Raw genomic sequence first — 23432 nt, 5'->3', positions numbered from 1 at the left:
ATTTCATGAACAACGCTCTCCTGACCACCCGCCTACGCCGCGTGCCGATTTCCGTCATGATCGTCTGTCTCATCCTGACGATCATCGTCGTGCTCGCCATCCTGGCGCCTTACGTGGCGCCGGTCGATCCGTCGAAACAGAACTTGCTCGGCCGTCTGAAACCGCCGGGTTTCGAACGCGGCGGCATCACTTACTGGTTCGGCACCGACGATCTCGGCCGCGATCTCCTGTCGCGCACACTTTATGGCGCCGGCGTTTCGTTGGGTGTCGCCAGCCTTTCCGTCGTCGTCTCGACCTTGGTCGGCGTGACGCTCGGCATGGTCGCCGGCTGGTTCCGCGGCGCGGTCGAGATCGTCATCATGCGGCTGGTCGATATCATGATGTCGATCCCGGCCATTCTGCTTGCCGTGCTGACAGTCGCCGTGCTCGGACCGGGCTTTCTGAAACTCGTTCTGGTTCTCGGCCTCACCCGCTGGCCGCGGTATACGCGTGTCGCCTATGCCCAGACCCTGCAGGTCGCCAATCTGCCCTTCATTAAGGCGTCGGAACTGGCCGGTGCTGGGGCTGCCCGCATCCTTTTCCGCCATATCCTGCCGAATATCGCCGGCCCGATCCTTATCGTGGCGACGGCGGAATTCGGCCTGATGATCCTGATGGAGGCGGGCCTCTCCTTCCTCGGCCTCGGCATCCAGCCGCCGGCTGCAAGCTGGGGTGCGATCATGAGCGTCGGGCGCGAATATATCGAGCGCGCCTGGTGGATCGTCGCCTTTCCCGGTGCCTGTCTTTTCCTTCTCGTCTTTTCAGTCAACGTGCTCGGTGACTGGTTGCGCGACCAGCTCGATCCGCGTTCCCGCAGCCGCTGATTTCTCCGCAATTTCGAGGCTTTCATCATGGAATTTGAGAACAAGACCATCGTCATTACCGGGGCCGCCGGTATTTTCGGCCGCTGGATCGCTGCCTATTTTGCCAAGGAAGGCGCCCGCCTGTGTCTCAGCGACGTCCGCATGGACGGACTTGAAAAGGCGGTAAGCGAACTCGGCCTCGACCGCTCCAAGCTTCTGCTGCACGCGACAGAGCTGACCAGCGATGCCTCGATGCTGGAGCTTGTCGATCTGGTGAAGCGCGAGTGGAAGGCGCCGGACATTCTCGTCAACAATGCCGGCATCTATACCCGCTTCAGCCTGCTCGACATGGATATTGCCGACTGGGACCGCGTCTTCGGCGTCAATTTGCGCGCCCCTTTCCTAATTTCCCGCGAAATGGCCAAGCTGATGATTGCCGAAGGCAAGGCCGGCTCGATCGTCAACATTTCCTCCGGCGCCTCGCGAAAGATGACGCAGAACGGGGTGCCCTATTGCACCTCAAAAACCGCCATCGACCGGCTGTCCAAGGGGTTTGCTATGGAGCTCGCGGAATATGGCATCCGCGTGAATGTCGTCGAGCCGGGCTTTGCGCCGGGCAGCGAGGTCAGCGAGCTTTCGGACGATTACGTCACCAACATGCTGAAGAACATCCCGCTCGGCCGTTCCAGTGGGCCGATGGATGCACCGGCGGCAATCGCCTATCTCTGCTCCGAAAAGGCCGGTTTCATCACCGGCGCGACGCTTGCCGTCGATGGCGGCAATTCGATCGGCACTTACAAGCGCCCAGAGCGCGACGCTGCTAAGGCCGGTTGAGGAGGACTTGATGGAGGTTTCGCCAAGCCCGCTTCTGACCGTTGACAGCCTGACTATCGATATCGCTGGCGCCCATGTCGTCGACGACGTCTCATTCACCGTCGCCCCCGGCAGAGTGATGGCGCTGGTGGGTGAATCCGGCTGCGGCAAGTCGCTCACCTCCTATGCCATGCTCGGCCTTCTGCCGCCCGCCGCCAAACGCACCGTCGGCCGCATCATGTTGGAAAACACCGATCTCGCGCGCCTCACGGAACGGCAGTTCCGCAAGGCCCGCGGCAAGGACATTTCCATCATCTTCCAGGAACCGAGCGCCTCGCTCGATCCGCTCTCGACGGTCGGCACGCAGATCGCCGAGGCGTTTCGCGCTCACCACGGTGCCTCGAAGGCAGAAGCGTTCGAAAAGGCGCGGCAGATGCTGGTCGATGTCGGCATTCCCGATCCGGACCGGCGTCTGCACCAATATCCGTTCGAACTTTCCGGCGGCATGTGCCAGCGCATCATGATCTCGATCGCTCTGATCTGCGGCCCGCGCGTGCTGGTGGCCGACGAGCCGACAACGGCACTCGACGTCACCATCCAGGCGCAGATCCTCGACCTGATGAAAAAGCTGGTCGCCGAACGCGGCACGGCAATCGTGCTGATCACCCATGATATGGGCGTCGTGGCAGATATCGCCGATGACGTGGCCGTCATGTATGCCGGCCGGATGGCAGAAATCGCCCCGGTCCATACGCTCTTCCGCGAACCAAAGCATCCCTATACGGCGCTTCTCCTTGCGAGCGTTCCGAAACTCGATCATGCGCCAAAGGCGGACCTTGCGACGATCGAGGGAATGGTGCCAACACCGAGCGAATTCGGTGTCGGTTGCCGCTTCCATGACCGCTGTCCCCTCTCGACCGACAAGTGTCGCAGCCAGGCCCCGCCGCTCTTCGATTGCGGCGACGGTCACCGCTCCGCCTGCTGGCATATCGACCGCATGGCGGAAATCCGCGAGGTGGGGGCATGAGCGAGCAAAAGCACGTTCTCGAAATCCGTGATGTCGCCGTGCATTTCGGTGGCAATGGCGGCCTCTTCGGCAAGACCGGTGCGGTCGTGAAGGCCGTCAATGGCGTCACGCTCGATATCGTGCGTGGCGAGACGGTGGCGCTGGTCGGGGAATCCGGCTGCGGAAAATCCACGCTGTCCAACACGATCGTCGGCCTGCAGCAGCCGGTCGCCGGCAGCGTCAAAATCGGCGGCGAGGAAGTGGTCGGCGCCGACCGCAAAAAGCTGAACGACATCCGCCGCAAGGTGCAGATGATCTTTCAGGATCCGGCTCTGTCGCTAGACCCGCGGTCGACGATCGGAGCCACGATTGGCGAGCCGTTGATCGTGCGCGGCGTCGCCAAGGGCAAGGCGCTGAAGGAACGCGTGGGCGCACTTCTACAGCAGGTGGGCCTACGGCCCGAACATGCGGATCGTTATCCGCACCAGTTTTCCGGCGGTCAGCGGCAGCGCGTGGTGATCGCGCGCGCTTTGGCGCTCGAACCGGATCTCGTGATCTGCGACGAGCCGGTTTCGGCGCTCGACGTTTCGGTGCGCGCCCAGATTTTGAACCTGCTTGTGGCGCTGCAAAAGCGCACCGGCGTCTCCTATCTGTTCGTGTCCCACGATCTCGGTGTCGTTCGGCATATCTGCGACCGTGTCGTCGTCATGTATCTCGGCCGGTTCGTGGAAATCGCCGACCGCGACACGTTCTTCGCCAATCCGAAACATCCCTACACAAAAGCTCTGATGTCGGCCGTGCCGGAGGCCGATCCGGAGGTGCAGCGCTCCAAGGAACGCCTTATCCTCGGCGGAGAACTGCCGAGCCCGGCCATGATTCCCTCCGGCTGCGCCTTCCATACCCGCTGTCCGCTAGCGACAGAAATCTGCGGCCGAGAGCGGCCAGAACTGACTGTGCGGGACGACGGCGCCCGTGTGGCCTGCCATCACGCCTGAACGACCAAGACGCCGCAACGAAAAGAGACTGCCATGAGCGATGCACCCGTCAACGAAACGATCGAACTTGCGGGTCTCGATGCCGCGGCAGAAATCCGCGTCGACCGCTGGGGCATTCCGCACATCCGGGCGGAGAATGAAAAGGACCTGTTCTTCCTGCAGGGCTTTAATGCCGCCCGCGACCGGCTCTGGCAGCTCGACCTCTGGCGCAAGCGCGGCCTCGGCCTGCTAGCCGCCGATTTCGGTCCCGGCTATCTTGCGCAGGACCATGCCGCCCGGCATTTCCTCTACCGCGGCGACATGGCGTTCGAATGGGTTTCGTACGCGCCGGACACAGAGGAGATCTGCACCGCTTTTGCAGCCGGCATCAACGCCTATATCGCGCTTTGCGAAGCCGAACCTTCCCGCCTGCCGCCGGAATTTGCGGTCTTCTGCACGAAGCCGGCCCGCTGGCAGCCATCGGATGTCGTGCGCATCCGCAGCCATGCGCTGACCCGCAACGGCCTGTCGGAAATTTTGCGCGCCAATATCATGGCCCGCACCGATGCCGAAACCGATCTCCTGCGCTTCGAACTCGACCCGCCGGTAACACCGGAACCCGCCGAGGGCATCGTGCTTGCCGATATCCCGATGGCCGCGACACGCCTGTTCAAGCTCGCAACCGCCGCTGTGACCTTCGACAAGGCTCGCCTTGCCGCCGGTATCAACGATGTCTGGAAATGGACCGAAGTCACCGATCTTGGCGACATTGTCCAGGCCGTCGCCGAACAAGGCTCCAATAACTGGGCCGTCCATGGTTCACGCACGCAAACCGGCCGCCCTATCCTCGCCAGCGATCCGCACCGTGCCCATGCCGTCCCTTCGCTGCGTTACCTTGTCCATCTCGAAGCCCCCGGCTTCAATGCGATCGGCACCGGCGAGCCGACCGCGCCCGGCATCTCGCTCGGTCATAACGACCGCAACGCCTTCGGCCTAACAATTTTTGGTGCCGACCAGGAAGACGTCTATGTCTACGAGACGAAGGACGGCGACCCGGAATACTATCGTTATTGCGAGGGATACGAGACGATCCAGCGGATCGAAGAGAGCTTTGGCGTCAAGGGTCATCCCGACCAGAGGCTGACCTTGTCCTTCACCCGCCATGGCCCGATCCTGCATGAAAACCCGGAAAAGCGGCTTGTCATCGCCATGCGCTCGGTCTGGCTTTCACCCGGTTCGGCCGCCTATCTCGGCAGCCTGTCCTACATGCGCAGCGGCTCGGTCAAAGAGTTTGCCGAAACGCTCGGGTCCTGGGGCACGCCTTCGGTCAACCATGTCAGCGCCGATGTGACCGGCGATATCGGCTGGTTTACCGCTGGCTTTACGCCAGTGCGGCATAACTGGCAGGGTTTGCTGCCCGTACCCGGCGACGGCAATTACGAATGGGACGGCTTTTTGCCCCCCGACCAGCTGCCGCGCAAATACAATCCGGCGGAAGGGTTTGTCGCCTCCGCCAATGAGATGAACCTGCCGAAAGATCGCGATCCGGCTGCTCCATCGATCGGCCATGAATGGGCCGAGGTCAGCCGCGCGGAGCGGATCAAAACCGTTCTGGCCAATGATCCGCAGCACACGCTGAAGGCTTCGATGGATCTGCAGACAGACGTCTATTCCCGGCCTGCAGGCATCATCTGCGGTCTTCTGGGAGAGATCACCAAAACGCATGCGCTCGATGCCGTGCATTCGCAAGCTTCTGCGCTCCTCGATGGTTGGAATTACCGGCTGGAATCAGCAAGCGCACCGGCGCTGCTCTTCGAAGTCTGGTGGATGAAGCATCTTCGCCCCGGCCTTCTAGCACGTTTTGCACCCGATCCGGTCGTGCGGCAATTACTGCTGCCCGGCGATGTCGACCGCATGCTGTCGCTTCTGGCCGAACCGGGCGCGCATTGGCCGGCATCGGAGCGTGACACCCTGCTGCTCTCGACCCTTTCTGCCGGTTTTGCCGATTGCGAGCGCCGGCTCGGGACCGATCCCGAAGCATGGCGCTGGGGGGATCTGCATCAGGCCCTGTTCGAACACGCGACGGACCGGATTAAGACGGAGGCCCGCGGCGCATGGAATGTTGGCCCGCTCTCGGTTGGCGGCAGCCGTTCCACGCCGATGCATGCGGCCTACCGCGTTGGTGATTTCGGCGTCAATTCCGGCGCTTCCGTGCGCCTCGTCATGGATGTCGGCGATTGGGACAACAGTGTCTGCATCAATGCGCCCGGACAGTCGGGTGATCCGCGCTCGGTCCATTATAGAGATCTGGCTGCACCGTGGTCTGAAGGAGAATATGTGCCATTACTCTTCAGTGCCGATCGCATCAAAACCGAGACTGCGCATTATATTGCGCTCACTCCCAAGTGGTAATTTCAAATCAGCGCATACCCAGGAACGGAACAGGTGCAGTGGTTACCGCTCTACACACCTGACCCGCCTTGCCAATTGCTTCGTAGGGTGTTCTGCATTGTAGCGCTTTGATCTGTTTGGCGGAGGTGTAAGCAAGTAGCCACTCCGGACATGATGCCGCAGGCAAGCGATCTTATGAGGCCGCAAAACGAGACGTCATGCCCGGGGTCGAGCGCCGTTCACACAAAGGCCTCAGCAATCGAGTCGGGAATTCGCATAAGCCGACCTGACGACCTGCGCGGAACATGAAGCGCTTCAGGTCACAGCGACAATTGCAGCGCTTCATCTCCATTCACGATCCATTTTTCAACATCTTCCACGTCCCAAGACGCAACATTTCCGCCAGCCACCATCGCAGACTGCGGACGGCCCCAAAAAGCTTGTGGGGGAAAATAATCCCGGTATGACCATCCGCGAAGCCGATCATTTCCGCCGGTCGCGGTACCGCTAAGTTTATGATGCCCCGGGGGCGCTTCCCAAGTGGCGCCGCTGCTCGACTGGATCGAAATGCCGATCATGCAGTTCAAGGCCGATGGCGCTTATGATGGCAGTTCGACCCACGACGCCGTTACCAATTTTGGTCCTGCCGCGGCGGTGGCCATGCTACCCCGCGCCAATGCGCTGGGCAGTGATCACCCGGGTCAGCGATACCGAGTCATCACTGCGATTACCGCCGATAGTCGGATGAAATAGCAGACCAGCTACGTCATAGCCGAGGCCCAAAAACTCCGCGGTCTCAGTGATCTGTGCGCCAACACCAACGCGCGCGACCAACCTGATCGCAACTTAAATATCACTAGCGAACTGGCACTGTAAAAGGCTTTCACCGTAAGCGGTGAACTGCCCCCCCATTTCGACCGGACATTCGGCATAAGCAGAAAGGCTCAAGCGCAGGCTTGAGGACAGGCTTATGTCTAACGAGTATCGACATGTTGAATTGCTGACGGGTGATGTCCGCCGTAGACGGTGGACAACCGAGCAGAAGCTGACAATCATCGAGAAGAGTTTCGAACCAGGCGAGACGGTGTCTTCGGCCGCTCGCCGCCATGGCGTCGCGCCCAATCTGCTTTACCGCTGGCGCAGGCTCTTGAGTGAGAAAGGTGCTGCAGCCGTGGATTCTGACGAGCCGGTTGTCGGCAATTCGGAAGTGAAGAAGCTGGAGGATCGTGTTCGCGAGCTGGAGCGCATGCTCGGCCGCAAGACGATGGAGGTCGAAACCCTCCGCGAAGCCTTGTCCAAAGCAGACTCAAAAAACGGATATCGCGGCCGATCTTGTTGCCGAAGGACGGTTCCCGATGAAGACCGTCGCCGACACGCTGGGCGTATCCCGTTCCAACCTCATCGAGCGGCTCAAAGGCAGATCGAAGCCGCGTCGCTCCTATCACAAGGCCGAGGATGCAGAGCTCTTGCCCATCATCCGCAGGCTGGTGGATCAAAGGCCAAACTATGGCTATCGGCGGATCGCAGCTCTCCTCAATCGCGAGAGGCGAGCCGCCGATAAGCCTGTCGTCAACGCCAAACGGGTTCATCGCATCATGGGCAACCACGCCATGCTGCTGGAGAAGCACACGGCCGTTCGCAAGGGCCGCCTCCACGACGGTAAGGTGATGGTCATGCGCTCGAACCTGCGCTGGTGCTCGGACGGGCTAGAATTCACCTGCTGGAATGGCAAGGTCATTCGTCTCGCCTTCATCATCGACGCCTTCGACCGCGAGATCATCGCCTGGACGGCGGTCGCCAACGCGGGCATCTCCGGCTCGGACGTGCGCGACATGATGCTGGAGGCGGTCCAGAAGCGCTTCGCAGCAACGAGAGCCCCGCACGCAATAGAGCATCTCTCGGACAATGGCTCGGCTTACACCGCGAGGGACACGAGGCTGTTTGCCCAGGCGCTCAATCTGACGCCTTGCTTCACGCCGGTGGCCAGTCCGCAGTCGAACGGCATGTCGGAGGCCTTCGTCAAAACCCTGAAGCGGGACTATATCCGCGTCTCAGCACTACCGGACGCCGAAACAGCGCTCCGGCTCATCGACGGATGGATCGAGGACTATAACGAAATCCATCCCCATTCCGCGCTCAAGATGGCTTCTCCACGGCAGTTCATCAGGGCTAAATCAAACTAGCCGACATGTCCGGTGAAACGAGGGGCACTCCAAGCGGTGTGCCAATCACACCTGCGCCAAGGTTTCGGAATCGATAGCAAAATGCCCATCAGCCATGGAGAACTGTGGCGACTTTGCGCGAATCGCGATCATAGTAGTTTTGTGGTGGCGTTATCTTTATACCTGTTGGTATCGGCGAGACCTACGACGGCGAGCGTCGCGGCCTGATGCAAGGCCTTTGGCAAGCTTGCTCACTCAGTGATGATGGTGAATAGAACAGGTGACAATACGCTCATTCCTAGCAGTGCTTCTTGGCTTCCTGGGCTCGAAAAAAAGAAAGCTGAGACGCCCGAAGCGTCCTTTCCGCCAGTGCCTTCTTGGCATCCATCGTTTTCCCAGCCTCTTGACCGAGTCATAGGCACGGATTTCCTATTATCTAGATCGGCGCAAAGACTTCGTTGTGTTCCATAACGGAACTTGTGTGCTTTTGGACGAAGGACTCACAGAAAAAGAGGCAGCCGAAGTTTCATTAAAAGTCTTGTCCGATATCCTCAGCTCTCATCCTGATATGAATCCGACACCGATGGACGATGGAAATATCTTGGTCCAGTACAACCATCCCGCTCTAAACGTTGTGTTACATGACGTAGCACACGCTCATTGGTCGGAGATCGAAGCCCGCCATTTAGATGGCCTCACGCCATCGGAAGTTCTTATCACTCCATTGGGCCCGAACAAATTCGACACGTTTGGAAAGCAGGCACTGTTGGGTCGAGCGTATATGTTTTTGGACGCACAAAAGCCGGAAATCTCTGGGATTATTCGCGCCGGAGCCAATGGCTGATTAGACATAAGCCTTCATTGGCGGCACTTGCGACATAAGCCCTGGTGATTTCAAGGCAAAAGCTCATCGACGCGATTCTGCTTGTGACCGTTGGCGGTGAGCGTGGCGGTCATGTAGCCAAGCGGATCGACGGCATTGAGTTCGCAGGTTTCGATCAGCGAGGCGATAGTTGTCGACCTCGATGCGGCCGTCGGTCAGGAAGAGCTTCAGACCATCCCAGTATTTGGCGATGTAGGCCAACGCCTCGCCGAGTGGAGACTTCGTCGCGACACGGGCACGGTGATAGATCAGCCAAGTCTGTAGTTCTGCGTATCCGCCGTTCCATTCCCACGTCGCTCGTTGCCGCCTGATTTGTGATCGAGGTTTCCATGGATGAACAACGGGAGTTTCCCCACGGAGACCTCATTGGAGTTTCTCACAACCAGAAAGCCTGGACGTGAGGTTCACCGACATTGGTCTGATGAGACCAAGGCAAAGATCGTTTCGGAAAGCTTTAGGCTTGGCGCGACGGTCAAGGAAGTTGCCCAGGGATATGGATTGCGAGCCAACAGCCTCTCCACCTGGCGGACGATGGCGCGGCAGGGCAATTTGCTTGTCATAGACCCTACTTCTTACGAGTTGGGGTCTCCGGCAAACCCGGCGCGGTTCAGCCCAATCCCATACCAGCGGCCCAAATCGCTGGACCAGATCCTCGCATCCGTCAAGGCGCTTCCGCCAAAAGACAATGAACGGACTTCAGATTCAGTAGACTATGGTCTAAATAGGGTGCCCGAGATGGTGCGATCAGTGTCTGGCCCGTAGTTGAAATAGTAGACCGTCAGAGCGGAGCCGTCTTCGAGGACTACCGTGCGGGGATAGCCGAGATCCGACATGCCACCGTCGTCTCGCAGAATGATTTCATCACCCCAGCCATGACCGAGGGAATCGCCGACCCGGGCACGGATGCCGAATGGCGCATCGCGATAGCCATACACCAGCAGAAGCCGGCCATCGGGAAGACCGTTTAGTGTTGGCGGATTGCCACCATAGCCCGTGTTGGAAACGCTGTGTCCTTCATATTGCCAGCTGAGGCCCCCGTCGCTGGAGCGATACTGCTCGATCCATGCCCGCCGCTCGCCGTTGACCCGGCCAGCGCACCGGACCATCGAAAGAATGTCCCCGTTCGAGAGGTGCAGCGAGGCTGGCATGATCGCATAACCTTCCGGCTCCTCGCCGATGAAGGAATGCATCGTGAAAGTCCGGCCGCCATCGACCGTGCGTGCGCAGAACACGCGGCCTTCCTGGCCGTTGGATTTGACCGCGGTGAGGAAGAACAGGGCTTCATGCTGGGACAGGGGAACGATATCGGTCCGGGCCGAAACCCCTTTCTGGCCGAAATCACCGAGCCGGAACGGACCGCTCCAGCTTCGCGCCCGATCGCGGCTCACGTAGAACCAGCTGATCGCACCTTCAACCAGCCCGGTGCGGGCGCACATCACCACCGTCTCGGGATCCGTGAAATCGATCGGCTCGTCAAGCGGCGGCAAGTCCCTTGCCGGTACGATGTTCGGCTGGCACTGGAGTGCCGGAACAACATGTTCATCGCCGGAAAGGCTGGTACCGCCTGGAATGACGCCTTTGAACGGCTCGTCCGTCCATGTGCGGCCACCGTCAAGGCTGCGCGCCTGCTTGCCGATGAACGGGCGGTTCATGTCCCTTGCATGCAGACCTTCCTGCGCACCGCGAAAGCCCAGCGAGAAAACCGCCACAATTTCCCTTCCCCATGCCCACAGACCGTAATTGGCTGGCCATGCGGGATACTCACCTTCGCGGCGATAGATTTCGACGTGCTCCATGATGCTGGTGACCTTTATTTGATCCGTGAAACGATGGATGTCCCGCCACGGCGGAGGCAATCCGCAGTGCGTTGATTTTCCTAACCCTTGATCCCCGTAGACACGCCGCCATCCACCACAAATTGCTGGACGACGATGTAGACCAGAATCACCGGCAGGGTGATCAGTGTCGCCATTGCCATGACGACGTTCCAGCGCGCGTCGGGTCCCGTCTGCAGCAATTGCAGGCCAAGCTGCAAGGTTGCCATATCGCGGGAGGAGGTGAGGATCAGCGGCCAGATGAAGTCGTTCCAGGCAGCCTGGAAACTCAGAATACCGAGGACGGCCATGGACGGACGTGCAAGCGGCAGGATGACCCGCCAGAAGATCATGAAGGTACCGGCGCCGTCCAGTCTCGCCGCCTCTTCATATTCCATCGGGATCCGCGTGAAGAACTGGCGCATCAGGAAGATACCGAAGGGTGTCGCAGCCGAGGGAAGTATCATCCCCCAATAGGTATTGAGAAGGCCCGTACCGCCCTGCCCGAGCCAGTTATTTCCGCCTGCAAATGGTATTTTCTGGACGATCAGGAATACCGGCACGATCTGGCTCTGTGCCGGCACCATCAACAGTCCGACGACGGCGGCAAAGATCACTGTCCTGCCGGGAAACTGCAGACGGGCAAGCGCGTAGCCGGCAAGCGAACAGAAGACGAGGTTACAGAGCGTCGAGCCACAGGCATAAATCAGGCTGTTGATCAATTGTCGCAGTGCGTTTGGCGAGTGGATGGCATCGAGGTAGTTTTGCCACTGCAGGCTGGCCGGCAGGAAAGACGGCGGGAATTCGTAGAGTTCTGCATCGGCCTTGAAGGAGGTGCCGATCATCCAGATGAAGGGAGCAATGCAGAGGAGTGCAAAAAACAGCAGCGTGGCATAGCCGATCAGAGATTCGAGGATCGGACCTATGCGAAGGTTGCTGCTGTTGGAACCGGCCCGCAACGGAGTGCCTGAATTTGGCCCGGTCATGCGCGGCTCCTTGGCATCAGACGTGTTCCAAGAATGGAAAACAGCAGGATGCACAGAAAGAGCACCGTCGACATGGCCGCCGCATAGCCGAAATCGGCATAGGCAAAGGCCGTCTGGTACATCTGGAACACGACCGTAGACGTCGAACCGAGCGGACCGCCGCCGGTCATCACATAGATTGCACCGAAGACCTGGAAGGTCTGAACGATCAGGATGATCATCAGATAGAAGCTGACCGACGACAGCATGGGGATGGTGATGCGCAACAGGATATCACGCCGCCCTGCACCGTCCAGACGCGCCGCTTCGTAAATATCCTTCGGAATATCCTGCAGGCCGGCGAGATAGATGATCATGGCCGTGCCGAAGTCACGCCAGATCGCCATCAAAATCAGGGCGGGCATGGCAAGCCCCGGGCTTTGCAGCCAGGGCTGAGGATCAAGCCCCAGCTTTACCAGCACACCATTGAGCAGACCGGAATAGGGTTCATAGATATACATCCACACCACGGAGGCGGCGATCAGCGAGGTGAGGACGGGCAAATAGAAAATCGTCCGGAAAGCGATCCTGCCTGGAAAATTCCGGTTGAGCGCAACGGCCGCAAGCAGCCCGACCGCCATGGTAGGAAAGGTGACTCCGACCGTATAATAGAGAGTATTGCCCATGGCATCGCGAAAATGCGGATCGCTCAGCAGCTTCAGATAGTTCGCCGCACCGACGAAACTGGTGGGCCTGAGAAAGGACACGTCTGTCACACTCATGCCAAGGGTCAGAAGTCCCGGCAAGACGAGCGTGAGAAAGAGGATCAGCAGGGCCGGCGCCAGGAAGGCAAATGCGCCCCAGTTTCTGGTGGACTGGGAACGATGCGTTCGCGAGGACACCTGCGGCTGGGGCGCTGTCATGAGGATCAGGCTCCCTTCAGAACCGCGCGGACTTCCACATCCGCCTGCGCCAGTGCCGCTTCAGCTTCCTTGCGCCCATACATGGTTTCCAGGACGGCACGGGCAACGATGGGAACGATGCGCGAATAGACCGGAAGGGCCGGGACTTTTGTCGGCGCATATTTGGCGAACTCGACAAAGCGCGCGAGCAGGGGATCCGCCTGGACGGCGGGATCGCGCTGGGCCGCCTTCAGAGCGGGAACATTCTTGCTGGCGAGAGCGAACTTGACCTGCTCGGCCTCGGAGAGCGCAAATTTGATGAATTCCAGCGCCTGGGCGCGCCCGCTTGCCGCAGCAGGTACCGCAAAACAGAAAGGGTCGAGATAGGATGTATAGCCGCCACCCTTTTCCAAGGGCACGGCGGATGCCCCGAAATCGATGCCGGCCTTCAGCGAATTGTTGATGTTGTAATTGCCGGCAACGATCAGCCCGGCGCGCTTCTGGGTGAAGGGGTCGGCGGCCGCCCCGGTCCCAAGACCAAAGCCCACATCGGTCACCTTGTCGACCAGAACCAGATCCCGCAGGAACTGCAGCGCCTTCAGACCGGCGGGGCCGTTGAAGGCGGGCGCCTTCAGATCGTCGCTCAGCATGGAGCCACCCGCACTTTGCAGGAAGAGGGTAAAAAGTTCAAAACTGCCGAGATCGTTATAGAAGAGATTGAAGCCCGCACATTGCAACAGCGAACCGGTCCGCTTGGTCATCGCCATTGCCCAATGACGGATCTCTTCCCAGGTCTTCGGAGGAGAGGCCGGATCGAGACCGGCAGCCTGGGCAAGCGCCTTGTTGAATCCGAGCCCCCGCGACGTGCCGTAAAGAGGTACTGATATGAGCGGCCCCCCTGCAGAACTGTAGGCGAGCAATCCCTCATCCAGAGCGCCGGCACCGAAAGCGGCAACCGTATCGGTCATCGCCAAGAGCTTGCCGCCGGAACCGTAATTCAGCGTGTAATCCCAATGCTGTACGAAGAGATCGGGAGGTGTGTTGCCGCTGATGGCCGTCAGCAGCTTTTCGTTCAGCTGGGACGGATCTGCATAAAGAGAACTTTTCAGCGCGATCGACGGAAAGGCCTTTGTAAAGCCCGCTTCCAGATCGTCTCCGGCGGCCTTCTTGCTTCCTGCGAGCTGCGACCAGAAAACCAGATCACCCGATGTGGATTGAGCCGACGCCTGCCGAAGTCCTGGAACGGAGAGTGTCAGTCCGCCTGCCGCCACGCCGGCGAGAAACCGCCGTCGCGATGTTTTCATGCCTGTCATGCTGTTTGCATTGCCTGTGGTCATTGCCATGTTCTCCCTCATTATTATGGAACTATGTGGCGGTCGCAGGTGCTATCATCCAGAAATGGGCGTGCGTGCGGCTCCCGTGTCATCAAAAATCCGGACCTGATGCGCGGCCACGTGCACGGTCATCGGCTGCCCGACGATCACCGTGGGGTCTCCATCAAACAGGCAAGTCACCGATTGCGCACTAAGCTGGGCATGGGCGATCAAGTGTACGCCCAGGCGCTCCAAAACCTGCGGCACGAGCTGGAACGAGAAAAATTCACGACTGTCCGGAGGACCGATCCTGAAGGCCTCCGGTCGGATGCCGATCACACAGTGGTCTCCCGCCTTCAGCCGCTCTCCTGAAAAAGGCAGGACAAGATCGCCGACCGCTTCGCACGACACCCTCACACGGGCTGCGTCGCTTTCCGTCACCTTGCACGGAACAAGATTCATAGGCGGCGAGCCGATGAACCGCGCGACAAAAGTGTTGCTGGGATGGTGGTAGAGCTCCATCGGCGGACCGACCTGCTCCACGCGCCCCCCATTCAGAACGACAATCCGGTCGGCCATCGTCATGGCCTCGAGCTGGTCATGCGTCACATAAACCATGGTGGTCCCAAGACGCCGATGCAACTGCGTCAGCTCCATCCGCATCTCTGCGCGCAGGGCGGCATCCAGGTTGGAAAGCGGTTCATCCATCAGAAAGACAGCTGGCTGGCGGACAATCGCACGGGCAATGGCCACGCGCTGTCGCTGACCGCCCGAGAGCTTTGCGGGCTTGTCGCCCAATCGCCCGTCCAGCTTGACGATCTCAGCCGCCTTCTGGACAGCCTGCTTGACATCGGACTTGCTTAGCCGCGCCATCTGCAGGGGAAAGGCAATGTTTTCAAATACGCTCATATGGGGATAGAGCGCATAGCTCTGGAAAACCATTGCCACGCTGCGGCGCCCCGCTGCTGCATGGCTGACATCCTGACCGTCGATACTGATCTGGCCCTGTGTGACCGGGTCAAGGCCAGCAATCAGCCGCAGCAGGGTGGACTTGCCGCACCCGGACGGCCCGACGAATACCGCGAATTCGCCCCTCTCGATCGAAAGCGATACATCCGTCAGGATGGACTGCGACTGATAGCTCTTGCTTACACCGACGAGTTCAAGTCCGCTCACCAAGACCCTCCAAGCGCAATGTCAAGCCGGCCTGTAGTGACGTGGACAAGGCAGCGAAGGGAATTTGACTCCCATTCCGGCACTTGTAAACCCCTTATTGTATCATTCATCGACGGTCTGATTGTATGAGTTTTCGCTAACTTAGAGATCGCTTCGAAGCGAACACTATCTTGACCCTCGCGTGGCGTATGTCGCCTAACGCTTGAGACTTCAATGTGATGACAGATGGGGACCCGGAAAATTGGCGCACTTCGCGCGTTGCTGACCCGCGTGAGGAAAGAGACGCGAATCCCGGGCACCGTCCGCCGTCTTCTGATCAGCGTCCGGTTTGACTTCTGATTTCGAGGTTGACTATATCAATGAATGGATGACTGATTGATCAGATGAAACGAGTGGCCAGCTTTGTCGGGACGACTTGTACAAGCGGGGGAAGACATGGCATGGCGACCGTTCGACTGGATGGCACGGGGATGAGATGAGCGACAGCACAACGGGCAATGATCCGGAACTCAGATCCGTCAAGCAGGTCGCGTATGATCGTTTTCGTGAGGCCTTGTTCGATGGTCGCCTGCGTCCGGGGCAGTTCGTCTCGCAACGGGAATTGGTTGCGCTTCTTGGCCTCTCGATCGGGGCGCTTCGCGAATTGCTGCCCCGCCTGCAATTCGAGAGATTGCTGACCGTCATGCCCCAGCGAGGCATTCAGATCACGCAGATCGATCTTCCGATGATCCGCCAGGCCTTTCAACTGCGCATGGCGCTGGAGCGCGAAGCCGTGCTGAGCGCTGTCCGCCGACTGCCCGACACGGTCCTGGATGAGCAGAAGGCCTTGCATCTCTCAATCCTGCAGGAGGTCAAGGAAAGGCCAACCGCGCAGGTTTTCGATGCCGGCCAGAAGATCGATGACGGCTTTCACACGCTGCTCATCAAGGCAACGCAGAACGACCTGCTGATCCAGGCCTATGCGGTCAATGCGATCCGCATGCGGCTGATCAAATTGGACAAGATCAGCCTTTCGGAATGGGTTCTTCCCGCCGCCTTTGCAGACCATCTCGCCGTTATCGAAGCCATCAGATCTCGTGATCCGCACCGGGCGGCGGATGCCATGGATCGGCACATCATGAACGCACGCGAAAGAGCGATCGAGTTCTGAGCCGGGCAGGGTCGGCCATGTGCAGGAGCTCTATGGCTTGGATGGGTGATGTCACGTTGTTGGTGGCTTAGCTGTTGCAGGCTAATCAGGCGCGATGAACACCTCGACGATCAGTTACAAGAACCACCGTTTTCCACCGCAGATCATCGCCCATGCCGTGTGGCTTTATTTCCGGTTTCCCCTTAGCTGGCGGTTGGTCGAGGAGATGCTGTTGGAGCGCGACATCGTCGTCTCCTATGAAACGATTTGGCGCTGGGGCCACAAATTCGGTGCAGCCTATGTCATGCAACTACGCAGAAAACGTCCGTCGCGAAAGGATATCTGACATCTGGACGAGGTGGTGATCACCATTGGCGACCGGAAGCACTGGCTTTGGCGAGCGGTCGACCAAGACTACGAAATCCTTGAGGCGCGTAGCAATACAAAGGCTGCCAAGCGAGTACTGGTCCGGCTGCTGAATAAGCAAGCCTCGCGCCGAAGCGGATTATCGCCGACAAGCCGCGCTTAGAACGAGCGGCAAAGCGCGACGTGATGCCTACCGTTGAACATCGGTCGCGCAAAGGACTGAACAATCGCTCGGAAGAGTCACATCTATCTCTGCGAAAGCGAGAGCGGGTGATGCTAGGCTTTCCATCGGCCGGCGGATTGCAACGTTTCATTTCGGTCTTTTCAGCAATCAGAAATCACTTCGTCCCGCCACACCACAAGCACTCCGCCCTTGCCACTCACCTCCATCGTATCCGCGCAATGGTGCAGTGGAAGGCTGCGACCGACGCGGTTGCTTGATTTTAGCCGCAAACCCTTCGCCTGACCTCTCCCGAACAACGTGACATCACCGGCGGAGGACTTTCATGGGCACTATCCTGCGGTAGCGCTTCGCTTCTTCGACGCACTTCGGGATTCCCCGGTGAAATTTGCCGTTAGCCTGACCGCAATGGGGTCGGAGGTCAGCGGAAACACTGGTCATTTCCAAGGCTTCCATATCCTCAATCAGATCCTCAACCGGTTACACGACATCAATCTGGTGCATCTTCAGGGCGGCTGGTTCATGGAGGACCTGTCCAGGTGGGCGGATGCGACCGCGCAGCACGACAGGATCGGCTTTACACTTGCCCCCGATGTCAAAGCGCCTTGGGTTTCTATTCCAGACCTCTCCGATTTCGCAGCGAAGGAGTTCGACGCGCCGACTGACCAGCATCGGTCGGTCAAGCAGCTGGGCATCGATTACACGATGGCAGAAATCGCCGCGATCGTCGGCCGGGCGCTCGGCCGAGAGGTGGACTATCGCTTCGTCGATCCGACCAATCGCGAGGTCGAGAGGGTATTCAGGGAGAGGTTTGGGACGTTAGATCGGTGGGTCTATGACAAGAACACCACGGCAGCTCTGAACGATGGGCGGGTCAAGTTCCGCGATGATCGGCCTGCGCTGCCCACGACAATGGAAGACTTCGTCAACGACACCCTCATACCGCTGATCGAGAAGGCGCGGACAGAGGCCCCCAAACCGGAGACCTTCCTGACTTGGAGCTCGCAAAGATAATGCCGGGTTAGATCTCGACGAAGAACAAAAAAAGGGCCGCCGGCAAAAGCCGCGGCCCATGAAGTGTGGAGATCTAAAATCTCCAGAGGGGAACAGCTGCTGCGACGGAACTGGGAGGTGACCGCCATGTGCATCAGCTGGAGGCGTTATGTCTGAATTTTGATCAACTGGAAAACATTTACTGCGCAACGCAGCTATGCAGCTGCCGCGACGGTCGCATCGTCTAGATCTGCCGGCAGTTGAGCCTCGATTACCCGCAGCCTCAGCTGCTTTTCCTGGAGGTCGTCTGCGAACGCGAAAGCGCCCCCGTCTCGGGACGCTAGGAAACCAATCGCCGCTCGGCGTCTTCGAGCCGCCGGCGATACTGGCGCTGTTCCTCGTAGAAGCCGCCAAGCGTAGTTACCGTGAAGGCGAGGTCGAAGCCGCCGATCGTTCCCAGATGCACCTCGCCTTCTTGCTGCTATTGTAGAAGCGCAAGTATCTCCTTCATCAGCGCCCGGCCAGCCTCCTTGCGCTCGGTATATTCTGGACTTTCCCGAGGGATGCCCCTATCTGGGCGCCTGTTCGGCGCTCTTGGTTTATTTGCAATACAACTCAGGATTGCGCTGTCGGGAGCGGCGAGATCACGCCCAATCAGCTTCAGCAAGTAGGTCAAAGAGCCCTCCGTCTGACGCAGTCGAAGACCGAACACAGGCCCAAACGTCAGGGCAGTTGCGATCACCAGATCGGAGTAGCGCGGGTGTCCACCGCGCGCCGTCCGCTTCGGCGCTGGCCATGACGATAGCGCCTCCGGCGTCATCCATAGGGTCAGGCTGCCACGCCGACGAAGGCCTACTTCGTATTCTGCCCAGCTCGTCACTTTGAACTTCCTCTTGCCGGTACGATGACGGCGGCAAGCGTTGTACTTGAAAGGCACGTTAAGTCAGTCGCGCTGTTTCTGGCCCAGCCAACTACGCCACCGCAGATGAAGGATCCGTGCACCAACGCTCTTCAGCGCGTCACCGATTACAAGCTTCCAATATTGCGCCCGATATGGCGCAGAAACGTCTTGAACATTTTGATTTCCTCGGGCTTCAACCCTTCTATGGCGGTCTTCTCGAACATGGCAGCGATCGGCATAAGTTCGTCGGCCAGTTCCGCGCCCTTTTCCGTCAGAGCAATCTGGACAATGCGAGCATTGTCTTCCGGTCGTACTCTCGTGACGAGGTCTCGTCGTACAAGAACACCGACCAGACGTGACAGTGTGGAGATTTCGACTGACACCATCTCGGACAGTTCCGTCAGCATCTTGCTTTCATGCTGTCGCAAGGTCGCAAGGACGCGGTACATGGGAAGTGTTATGTCGTACGAGGCAAGGCGGAGCGAGAAACGCTCCCCGAGCCGCACGCCCACCCAGTTGAGCAGGTAGGGCACCGAGTCGGTGAACTGATAGGGCACGACGCAACTCCTCGTCACATGGCAGGCAATCTCATGAGCCTTACGGCTGTAGCGGCTGACTGGTTCGTTTTCAATTGTTGCTCCAGCAACATTTGCGGACAGGAGGACTATTTCATTGCATAGGAAACATTTGCATTGACAACCATTGTGGAAGCAACAAATATCAATTTCAGGATTTGGGAGGATCTCATGACAGCCACAGCCATTGAGGTTAACGCCTCCACGCCCGCAGGCGTGGGGCAAAGCTTTCGTACGACAATGCGGCGATTCCCTGCCACGGTGACGGTCATAACGTCCTGTGGCGCCGGCGACGGGCGCGATCACGGAATGACGGTGACTGCGGTCACATCAGTTTCGATGGATCCGCCATCACTGCTCGTCTGCCTCAACAATCGGTCGCTTTTGCACGAGCTTTTGCTCGGTCGCCCGGATTTCGTCGTCAATGTCCTGACGCAGGATCAGGTTGCCATTTCGGATGCATTCAGCGGCAAGGTCGCCCCTGAGGAGCGTTTTGCAGGCTGCAATTGGAGGAGGCATGAAAATGGCGTTCTCTATTTGCCCAACGCACATGCCGCTATCGCCTGCCGTCGGGTTGCCGCCATGCCCTACGGCACACACACGGTCTTTATTGGTCAGGTCATTTCTGCGGAAGTGCAGGAATCAACACGGCCGCTTCTCTACGAAAATGCACAGTATTGCGCATCGAGCCCTGCGGTTTTGACCGCCTGAAACGTCCCGGGAGGAAAAGATGAACGATATGAGCCATGCGCCGCAGCCGGCGCAACTAAGAACCCATGCCCGCCTTCCTGAGCGGGTCGCATCCCTTGTCGAGCGATTTCGCGCCAATGCCCGTCACACAGAGGAAACGCGTCGCGTTCCCGCAGAGCATATCGATGCCCTTCGCGCCATTGGATACTTCGACATCGTAAAGCCGAGGGCCTTCGGCGGCATGGCTGGCGATTTTGCCGAACTCGTCGAGGCCAACATCGAGGTCGCAGCCGCCTGTGCTTCCACGGGTTGGGTTGCGGGTCTGCTATCAGCGCATCAATGGCTGCTCGCCATGTTTCCGCATCAGGCTCAGGTGGATGTCTGGAACGAAAACCCTGATGCTCTTATCTGCGGCTCCTATGCTCCTGTCCGTATGGCCGAAGCGGTGCCCGGTGGCTATCGACTGACCGGCGATTGGGCTTTCGCTTCCGGTTGCGAGAATGCGCAATGGGCGCTCTGCGCAGCCATTCTTCCTGCGACGGGAGAAGGAAAGCCGACGCCCGCATTCCTCCTGGTTCCCGCGAGCGCTTACTCGATCAAGGATACGTGGCATGTGGTTGGACTGGCCGGGACGGGTTCGAAGACCCTTGTGCTTGACCAAGTCTTCGTACCCGAACACCGCATCCTGACCTTCCCGGATGCCACAAGTGGAAAGACAGCGGGCGGGCGGCTTTATGCCGATCAAGGGTTGTTCAACATGCCTTTGCTGACTGGAATTCCCTCTTGTCTGGCCGCTGCCGGCGTCGGGGCGGCCGAGGGAGCGCTTTCCTCCTACATCGAGCACGTCGGTGGACGGGTTACGCGCGGCGCAGTAGCAGGCGGCAACAACCGGATGGCCGAATTTCCGACGATCCAGTTGCGCGTTGCGGAAGCGGCAGCGAGCGTCGATGCCGGACGCGAAATTCTGCTCCGAGATGTCGCGCGTGCACAAGCTCTCGCTCAGGCCCGGGTCGAGGGTAGGACCGAGTTCCGCGTCGAAGATCGGCTGCTCAGCCGTCGCGGCCAGTCCTTTGCGGTATCTTTGGCGCTACGCGCAGTGCAAGCGCTCAATGACTCGACCGGTGGTGTTGGCCTGGACCTTGCCAATCCTGTTCAGCGGGCCTGGCGCGATGCCAATGCGGTTGGCCGTCACATCAGCATGAACTGGGATGCTGTCGGCACAATGATCGGCCAGAGCCTGCTGGGGCTCGAGCCCAAGGGTCAGTACTGACCATTTTCTTCAGACACAGAAAGCAAACGACAATGCAAGGCAAAGTCGCTCTCGAAGAGCATTTCGCAATTCCCGAAACATTGCAGGATTCTGCCGGCTTCGTGCCCGGCGACTACTGGACGGAACTGTCGCACCGACTGCTCGATATTCAAGACACACGTCTTAAGCTCATGGATGCGCACGGTATCGAAACCATGATCCTGTCGCTCAATGCGCCAGCTGTACAGGCCATTCCCGATCGCAAACGCGCCATCGAAATCGCAAAGCGGGCCAACGACGTTCTGGCAGAAGAATGCGCCAAGCGCCCAGATCGTTTCCTCGCCTTTGCCGCACTGCCACTACAGGATCCAGACGCGGCTGCCGAGGAGTTGAACCGCTGCGTAAAGGACCTCGGCTTCGTCGGTGCCCTGGTCAACGGCTTCAGCCAGGATGGCGATGGCCAGACGCCGCTCTATTACGACCTCCCGCAATATCGTTCCTTCTGGGGCGAGGTCGCGAAACTCGACGTGCCTTTCTATCTGCACCCGCGCAATCCGTTGCCGCAGGACGCGCGCATCTATGACGGCCATCCCTGGCTGCTCGGCCCCACCTGGGCTTTTGCGCAGGAAACGGCGGTTCATGCGCTGCGCCTCATGGCATCCGGCCTGTTCGACGAACATCCACGCCTTAACATCATTCTGGGGCATATGGGAGAAGGGCTGCCCTACATGATGTGGCGTATCGACCATCGCAACGCCTGGGTGAAGGTGCCGCCACGCTATCCCGCCAAGCGTCGTTTCGTGGATTACTTTAACGAGAACTTCCACATCACCACCTCCGGCAACTTCCGTACCCAAACACTGATCGATGCCATTCTGGAAATCGGTGCAGACCGCATTCTCTTCTCCACCGACTGGCCATTCGAAAACATCGATCACGCGGCGGACTGGTTCGATGTGACCACCATTGCCGAGGCCGATCGTCTCAAGATCGGCCGCACCAATGCCAGGCGGCTGTTCAAGCTCGACGGGCAATGACCATGGATGCTTTCGTCTGCACGACCCTTGCCTCCCGCATCGTATTCGGTGCGGGGAAGATTGCTCAGACAGCGGATGAAATCCGCCGTCTGGGTCTCTCGCAGGCGCTCGTTTTGGCAACACCGCAGCAGGAGGCTGAAGCCAAGACACTCTCTGCGCAACTTGGTGATCTTGCCGTTGGTATCTTTGCTGGTGCGGTGATGCACACACCTGTTGAGGTCACGGAGCATGCGGTCGACTGCTATCGCCAGACGAAGGCAGATTGTGTCGTTTCGCTAGGTGGCGGATCGACGACCGGACTGGGCAAGGCCATCGCGTTACGCACGGGGGCACCGCAGATCGTCCTTCCAACAACCTATGCAGGGTCCGAGGTCACGCCGATCCTCGGGCAAACGGAAAATGGTCTCAAGACGACACTGCGCGGGCCGGAAATCCTGCCCGAGGTTGTCATTTACGATCCTGAACTGACCTATAGCCTGCCTATTGGCATCAGCCTCACCAGTGGTTTGAATGCCATGGCGCACGCCGCGGAAGGGCTTTATGCGCAGGATCGCAATCCCGTCAGCACCTTGATGGCACGCGAAGGTTTGCGCGCCATGATCGAAGCTCTGCCGGTTCTGCGTGCATTGCCGACAGACAGCCACGCTCGCGAAACCGCGCTTTACGGCTCATGGCTGTGCGGCACGGTGCTGGGTAATGTCGGCATGTCGCTGCATCACAAGCTGTGCCACACGCTGGGTGGCAGCCTTGATCTGCCGCATGCGGAGACCCACGCGGTGCTTCTGCCGCATACCATCGCCTATGTCGAACAGGCTGTGCCCGAGCTGTTGGCGCCACTTGCTGCTCTTGTAGGCGGTCGGGCAGGAACCGGCCTCTGGGACTTTTCGGCCAACCTCGGCGCGCCGATGCGTCTTGCCGATCTTGGCATGCAGGAGGCGGACCTCGATCCCATGGTGGAGCTTGCGATGGCCAATCCCTACTGGTGTCCGCGCCCGCTTGAGGCTGCGCCGCTGCGAGCGCTTTTGCAACGCGCCTTTTCTGGCCGACGGCCGGAATGACGAGAGACCGAA

The 23432-nt window shown here is 59.3% G+C and carries 22 protein-coding genes and 4 pseudogenes; 17 read left to right on the top strand and 9 right to left on the bottom strand.

Translation table 11 applies throughout. The features are described from left to right. The first annotated feature begins 5 nt into the window (after nt 1-5). The 9 genes and pseudogenes from Q2T52_RS11380 (at nt 6) to Q2T52_RS11340 (ending at nt 9032) form a co-directional block, all read left to right on the top strand. Nucleotides 6-863 carry an ABC transporter permease gene (locus tag Q2T52_RS11380; RefSeq protein WP_302076852.1) on the top strand — a complete coding sequence of 286 codons (858 nt, stop codon included), beginning with the start codon at nt 6-8 and terminating at the stop codon, nt 861-863. Between the two features lie 27 nt (nt 864-890). Next, complete coding sequence (locus Q2T52_RS11375; RefSeq protein ID WP_302076851.1) at nt 891-1676, top strand: SDR family NAD(P)-dependent oxidoreductase; 786 nt, start codon at nt 891-893, stop codon at nt 1674-1676. Between the two features lie 10 nt (nt 1677-1686). After that, nucleotides 1687-2682: an ABC transporter ATP-binding protein gene (locus Q2T52_RS11370; protein WP_302076850.1), complete on the top strand. Its 996-nt coding sequence runs from the start codon at nt 1687-1689 to the stop codon at nt 2680-2682. After that, on the top strand, nt 2679-3656 hold the full coding sequence (locus Q2T52_RS11365; RefSeq protein ID WP_302076849.1) for an ABC transporter ATP-binding protein: 978 nt from the start codon (nt 2679-2681) through the stop codon (nt 3654-3656). The genes Q2T52_RS11370 and Q2T52_RS11365 overlap by 4 nt, the downstream gene beginning before the upstream one ends. Nucleotides 3657-3689: 33 nt before the next feature. Beyond that, entirely contained in the window at nt 3690-6047 is a 2358-nt protein-coding gene (locus Q2T52_RS11360) for a penicillin acylase family protein (RefSeq protein ID WP_302076848.1), read from the top strand. Nucleotides 6048-6214: 167 nt separating this feature from the next. Beyond that, nucleotides 6215-6493 (top strand): annotated as a pseudogene (locus tag Q2T52_RS11355) (transposase family protein); the annotation flags it as partial. A 73-nt stretch (nt 6494-6566) separates the two neighbouring features. Further along, nucleotides 6567-6779 (top strand): hypothetical protein, encoded by a 213-nt coding sequence (locus Q2T52_RS11350; protein ID WP_302076847.1) that lies wholly within the window; start codon nt 6567-6569, stop codon nt 6777-6779. 217 nt (nt 6780-6996) lie between these two features. Then, nucleotides 6997-8209, top strand: a protein-coding gene (locus Q2T52_RS11345) for an IS3 family transposase (protein WP_302076846.1) whose coding sequence is annotated in 2 segments (ribosomal slippage) — nt 6997-7337 and nt 7336-8209 — 1215 coding nt in all. Because the reading frame shifts where the segments join, the coding sequence is not laid out codon by codon here. A 460-nt stretch (nt 8210-8669) separates the two neighbouring features. Further along, a complete protein-coding gene (locus Q2T52_RS11340) occupies nt 8670-9032 on the top strand; it encodes a hypothetical protein (protein WP_302076845.1) in 363 nt (120 codons plus the stop codon). 50 nt (nt 9033-9082) lie between these two features. On the opposite strand, the pseudogene Q2T52_RS11335 reads toward Q2T52_RS11340, so the two are convergent. Then, nucleotides 9083-9341, bottom strand: a pseudogene (locus Q2T52_RS11335) (transposase domain-containing protein); the annotation flags it as partial. A 63-nt stretch (nt 9342-9404) separates the two neighbouring features. Between Q2T52_RS11335 and Q2T52_RS11330 the strand changes: the two are divergent. Continuing rightward, the gene (locus tag Q2T52_RS11330) at nt 9405-9833 is read left to right on the top strand and encodes a transposase (RefSeq protein WP_302076844.1); all 429 of its coding nucleotides are present in this window, start codon (nt 9405-9407) and stop codon (nt 9831-9833) included. Here Q2T52_RS11330 and Q2T52_RS11325 read toward each other — a convergent pair. The 5 genes from Q2T52_RS11325 to Q2T52_RS11305 form a co-directional block, all read right to left on the bottom strand. After that, nucleotides 9782-10867: a sialidase family protein gene (locus tag Q2T52_RS11325; RefSeq protein WP_302076843.1), complete on the bottom strand. Its 1086-nt coding sequence runs from the start codon at nt 10865-10867 to the stop codon at nt 9782-9784. The genes Q2T52_RS11330 and Q2T52_RS11325 overlap by 52 nt on opposite strands. An 80-nt stretch (nt 10868-10947) precedes the next feature. Next, entirely contained in the window at nt 10948-11871 is a 924-nt protein-coding gene (locus tag Q2T52_RS11320) for a carbohydrate ABC transporter permease (protein WP_302076842.1), read from the bottom strand. Next, nucleotides 11868-12773 (bottom strand): carbohydrate ABC transporter permease, encoded by a 906-nt coding sequence (locus Q2T52_RS11315; protein ID WP_302076841.1) that lies wholly within the window; start codon nt 12771-12773, stop codon nt 11868-11870. Before Q2T52_RS11315 ends, Q2T52_RS11320 begins: the two co-directional genes overlap by 4 nt. Nucleotides 12774-12778: 5 nt before the next feature. Next, nucleotides 12779-14056 carry an extracellular solute-binding protein gene (locus Q2T52_RS11310; RefSeq protein WP_436799535.1) on the bottom strand — a complete coding sequence of 426 codons (1278 nt, stop codon included), beginning with the start codon at nt 14054-14056 and terminating at the stop codon, nt 12779-12781. 84 nt (nt 14057-14140) lie between these two features. Then, nucleotides 14141-15241, bottom strand: coding sequence for an ABC transporter ATP-binding protein (locus Q2T52_RS11305; protein ID WP_302076839.1), 1101 nt, complete (start codon nt 15239-15241; stop codon nt 14141-14143). Nucleotides 15242-15716: 475 nt separating this feature from the next. Between Q2T52_RS11305 and Q2T52_RS11300 the strand changes: the two genes are divergently transcribed. The 3 genes and pseudogenes from Q2T52_RS11300 to Q2T52_RS11290 all read left to right on the top strand — a co-directional run bounded on the left by Q2T52_RS11300 (nt 15717) and on the right by Q2T52_RS11290 (nt 17931). After that, entirely contained in the window at nt 15717-16391 is a 675-nt protein-coding gene (locus tag Q2T52_RS11300; protein WP_302076838.1) for a GntR family transcriptional regulator, read from the top strand. Between the two features lie 48 nt (nt 16392-16439). After that, nucleotides 16440-17177 (top strand): annotated as a pseudogene (locus Q2T52_RS11295) (IS6 family transposase). 121 nt (nt 17178-17298) lie between these two features. After that, the gene (locus Q2T52_RS11290; protein ID WP_302076837.1) at nt 17299-17931 is read left to right on the top strand and encodes a Rossmann-fold NAD(P)-binding domain-containing protein; all 633 of its coding nucleotides are present in this window, start codon (nt 17299-17301) and stop codon (nt 17929-17931) included. A gap of 319 nt (nt 17932-18250) precedes the next feature. Here Q2T52_RS11290 and Q2T52_RS11285 read toward each other — a convergent pair whose 3' ends face one another. The 3 genes and pseudogenes from Q2T52_RS11285 to Q2T52_RS11275 form a co-directional block, all read right to left on the bottom strand. Beyond that, nucleotides 18251-18376, bottom strand: coding sequence for a hypothetical protein (locus Q2T52_RS11285; RefSeq protein ID WP_302076836.1), 126 nt, complete (start codon nt 18374-18376; stop codon nt 18251-18253). Nucleotides 18377-18481: 105 nt separating this feature from the next. Then, a pseudogene (locus tag Q2T52_RS11280) lies at nt 18482-18847 on the bottom strand (transposase); the annotation flags it as partial. A gap of 89 nt (nt 18848-18936) precedes the next feature. After that, a complete protein-coding gene (locus tag Q2T52_RS11275; RefSeq protein ID WP_302076835.1) occupies nt 18937-19368 on the bottom strand; it encodes a MarR family winged helix-turn-helix transcriptional regulator in 432 nt (143 codons plus the stop codon). Between the two features lie 189 nt (nt 19369-19557). Here Q2T52_RS11275 and Q2T52_RS11270 point away from each other — a divergent pair, with 189 nt between their 5' ends. The 4 genes from Q2T52_RS11270 to Q2T52_RS11255 are packed head-to-tail and all read left to right on the top strand — an operon-like array spanning nt 19558 to nt 23420. Then, nucleotides 19558-20097 (top strand): flavin reductase family protein, encoded by a 540-nt coding sequence (locus Q2T52_RS11270; protein ID WP_302076834.1) that lies wholly within the window; start codon nt 19558-19560, stop codon nt 20095-20097. Between the two features lie 19 nt (nt 20098-20116). Further along, entirely contained in the window at nt 20117-21346 is a 1230-nt protein-coding gene (locus Q2T52_RS11265) for a flavin-dependent monooxygenase (RefSeq protein ID WP_302076833.1), read from the top strand. Between the two features lie 32 nt (nt 21347-21378). After that, nucleotides 21379-22362 carry a gamma-resorcylate decarboxylase gene (tsdA, locus tag Q2T52_RS11260; RefSeq protein WP_302076832.1) on the top strand — a complete coding sequence of 328 codons (984 nt, stop codon included), beginning with the start codon at nt 21379-21381 and terminating at the stop codon, nt 22360-22362. Between the two features lie 2 nt (nt 22363-22364). Next, nucleotides 22365-23420 (top strand): maleylacetate reductase, encoded by a 1056-nt coding sequence (locus Q2T52_RS11255; protein WP_302076831.1) that lies wholly within the window; start codon nt 22365-22367, stop codon nt 23418-23420. Nucleotides 23421-23432: the final 12 nt, after the last annotated feature.

Source organism: Rhizobium oryzicola, from assembly GCF_030504645.1.
GTDB lineage: Bacteria > Pseudomonadota > Alphaproteobacteria > Rhizobiales > Rhizobiaceae > Neorhizobium > Neorhizobium oryzicola.
This window is presented reverse-complemented; position numbering and strand designations above follow the sequence as displayed.

Coding starts and splice junctions, on each gene's coding strand:
- Q2T52_RS11255 (WP_302076831.1), top strand. CDS start 22,365: ATGGATGCTTTCGTCTGCACGACCCTTGCCTCCCGCATCGTATTCGGT.
- Q2T52_RS11380 (WP_302076852.1), top strand. CDS start 6: ATGAACAACGCTCTCCTGACCACCCGCCTACGCCGCGTGCCGATTTCC.
- Q2T52_RS11330 (WP_302076844.1), top strand. CDS start 9,405: ATGAACAACGGGAGTTTCCCCACGGAGACCTCATTGGAGTTTCTCACA.
- Q2T52_RS11360 (WP_302076848.1), top strand. CDS start 3,690: ATGAGCGATGCACCCGTCAACGAAACGATCGAACTTGCGGGTCTCGAT.
- Q2T52_RS11320 (WP_302076842.1), bottom strand. CDS start 11,871: ATGACCGGGCCAAATTCAGGCACTCCGTTGCGGGCCGGTTCCAACAGC.
- Q2T52_RS11375 (WP_302076851.1), top strand. CDS start 891: ATGGAATTTGAGAACAAGACCATCGTCATTACCGGGGCCGCCGGTATT.
- Q2T52_RS11310 (WP_436799535.1), bottom strand. CDS start 14,056: ATGAAAACATCGCGACGGCGGTTTCTCGCCGGCGTGGCGGCAGGCGGA.
- Q2T52_RS11325 (WP_302076843.1), bottom strand. CDS start 10,867: ATGGAGCACGTCGAAATCTATCGCCGCGAAGGTGAGTATCCCGCATGG.
- Q2T52_RS11365 (WP_302076849.1), top strand. CDS start 2,679: ATGAGCGAGCAAAAGCACGTTCTCGAAATCCGTGATGTCGCCGTGCAT.
- Q2T52_RS11265 (WP_302076833.1), top strand. CDS start 20,117: ATGAACGATATGAGCCATGCGCCGCAGCCGGCGCAACTAAGAACCCAT.
- Q2T52_RS11270 (WP_302076834.1), top strand. CDS start 19,558: ATGACAGCCACAGCCATTGAGGTTAACGCCTCCACGCCCGCAGGCGTG.
- Q2T52_RS11370 (WP_302076850.1), top strand. CDS start 1,687: ATGGAGGTTTCGCCAAGCCCGCTTCTGACCGTTGACAGCCTGACTATC.
- Q2T52_RS11300 (WP_302076838.1), top strand. CDS start 15,717: ATGAGCGACAGCACAACGGGCAATGATCCGGAACTCAGATCCGTCAAG.
- Q2T52_RS11315 (WP_302076841.1), bottom strand. CDS start 12,773: ATGACAGCGCCCCAGCCGCAGGTGTCCTCGCGAACGCATCGTTCCCAG.
- tsdA (WP_302076832.1), top strand. CDS start 21,379: ATGCAAGGCAAAGTCGCTCTCGAAGAGCATTTCGCAATTCCCGAAACA.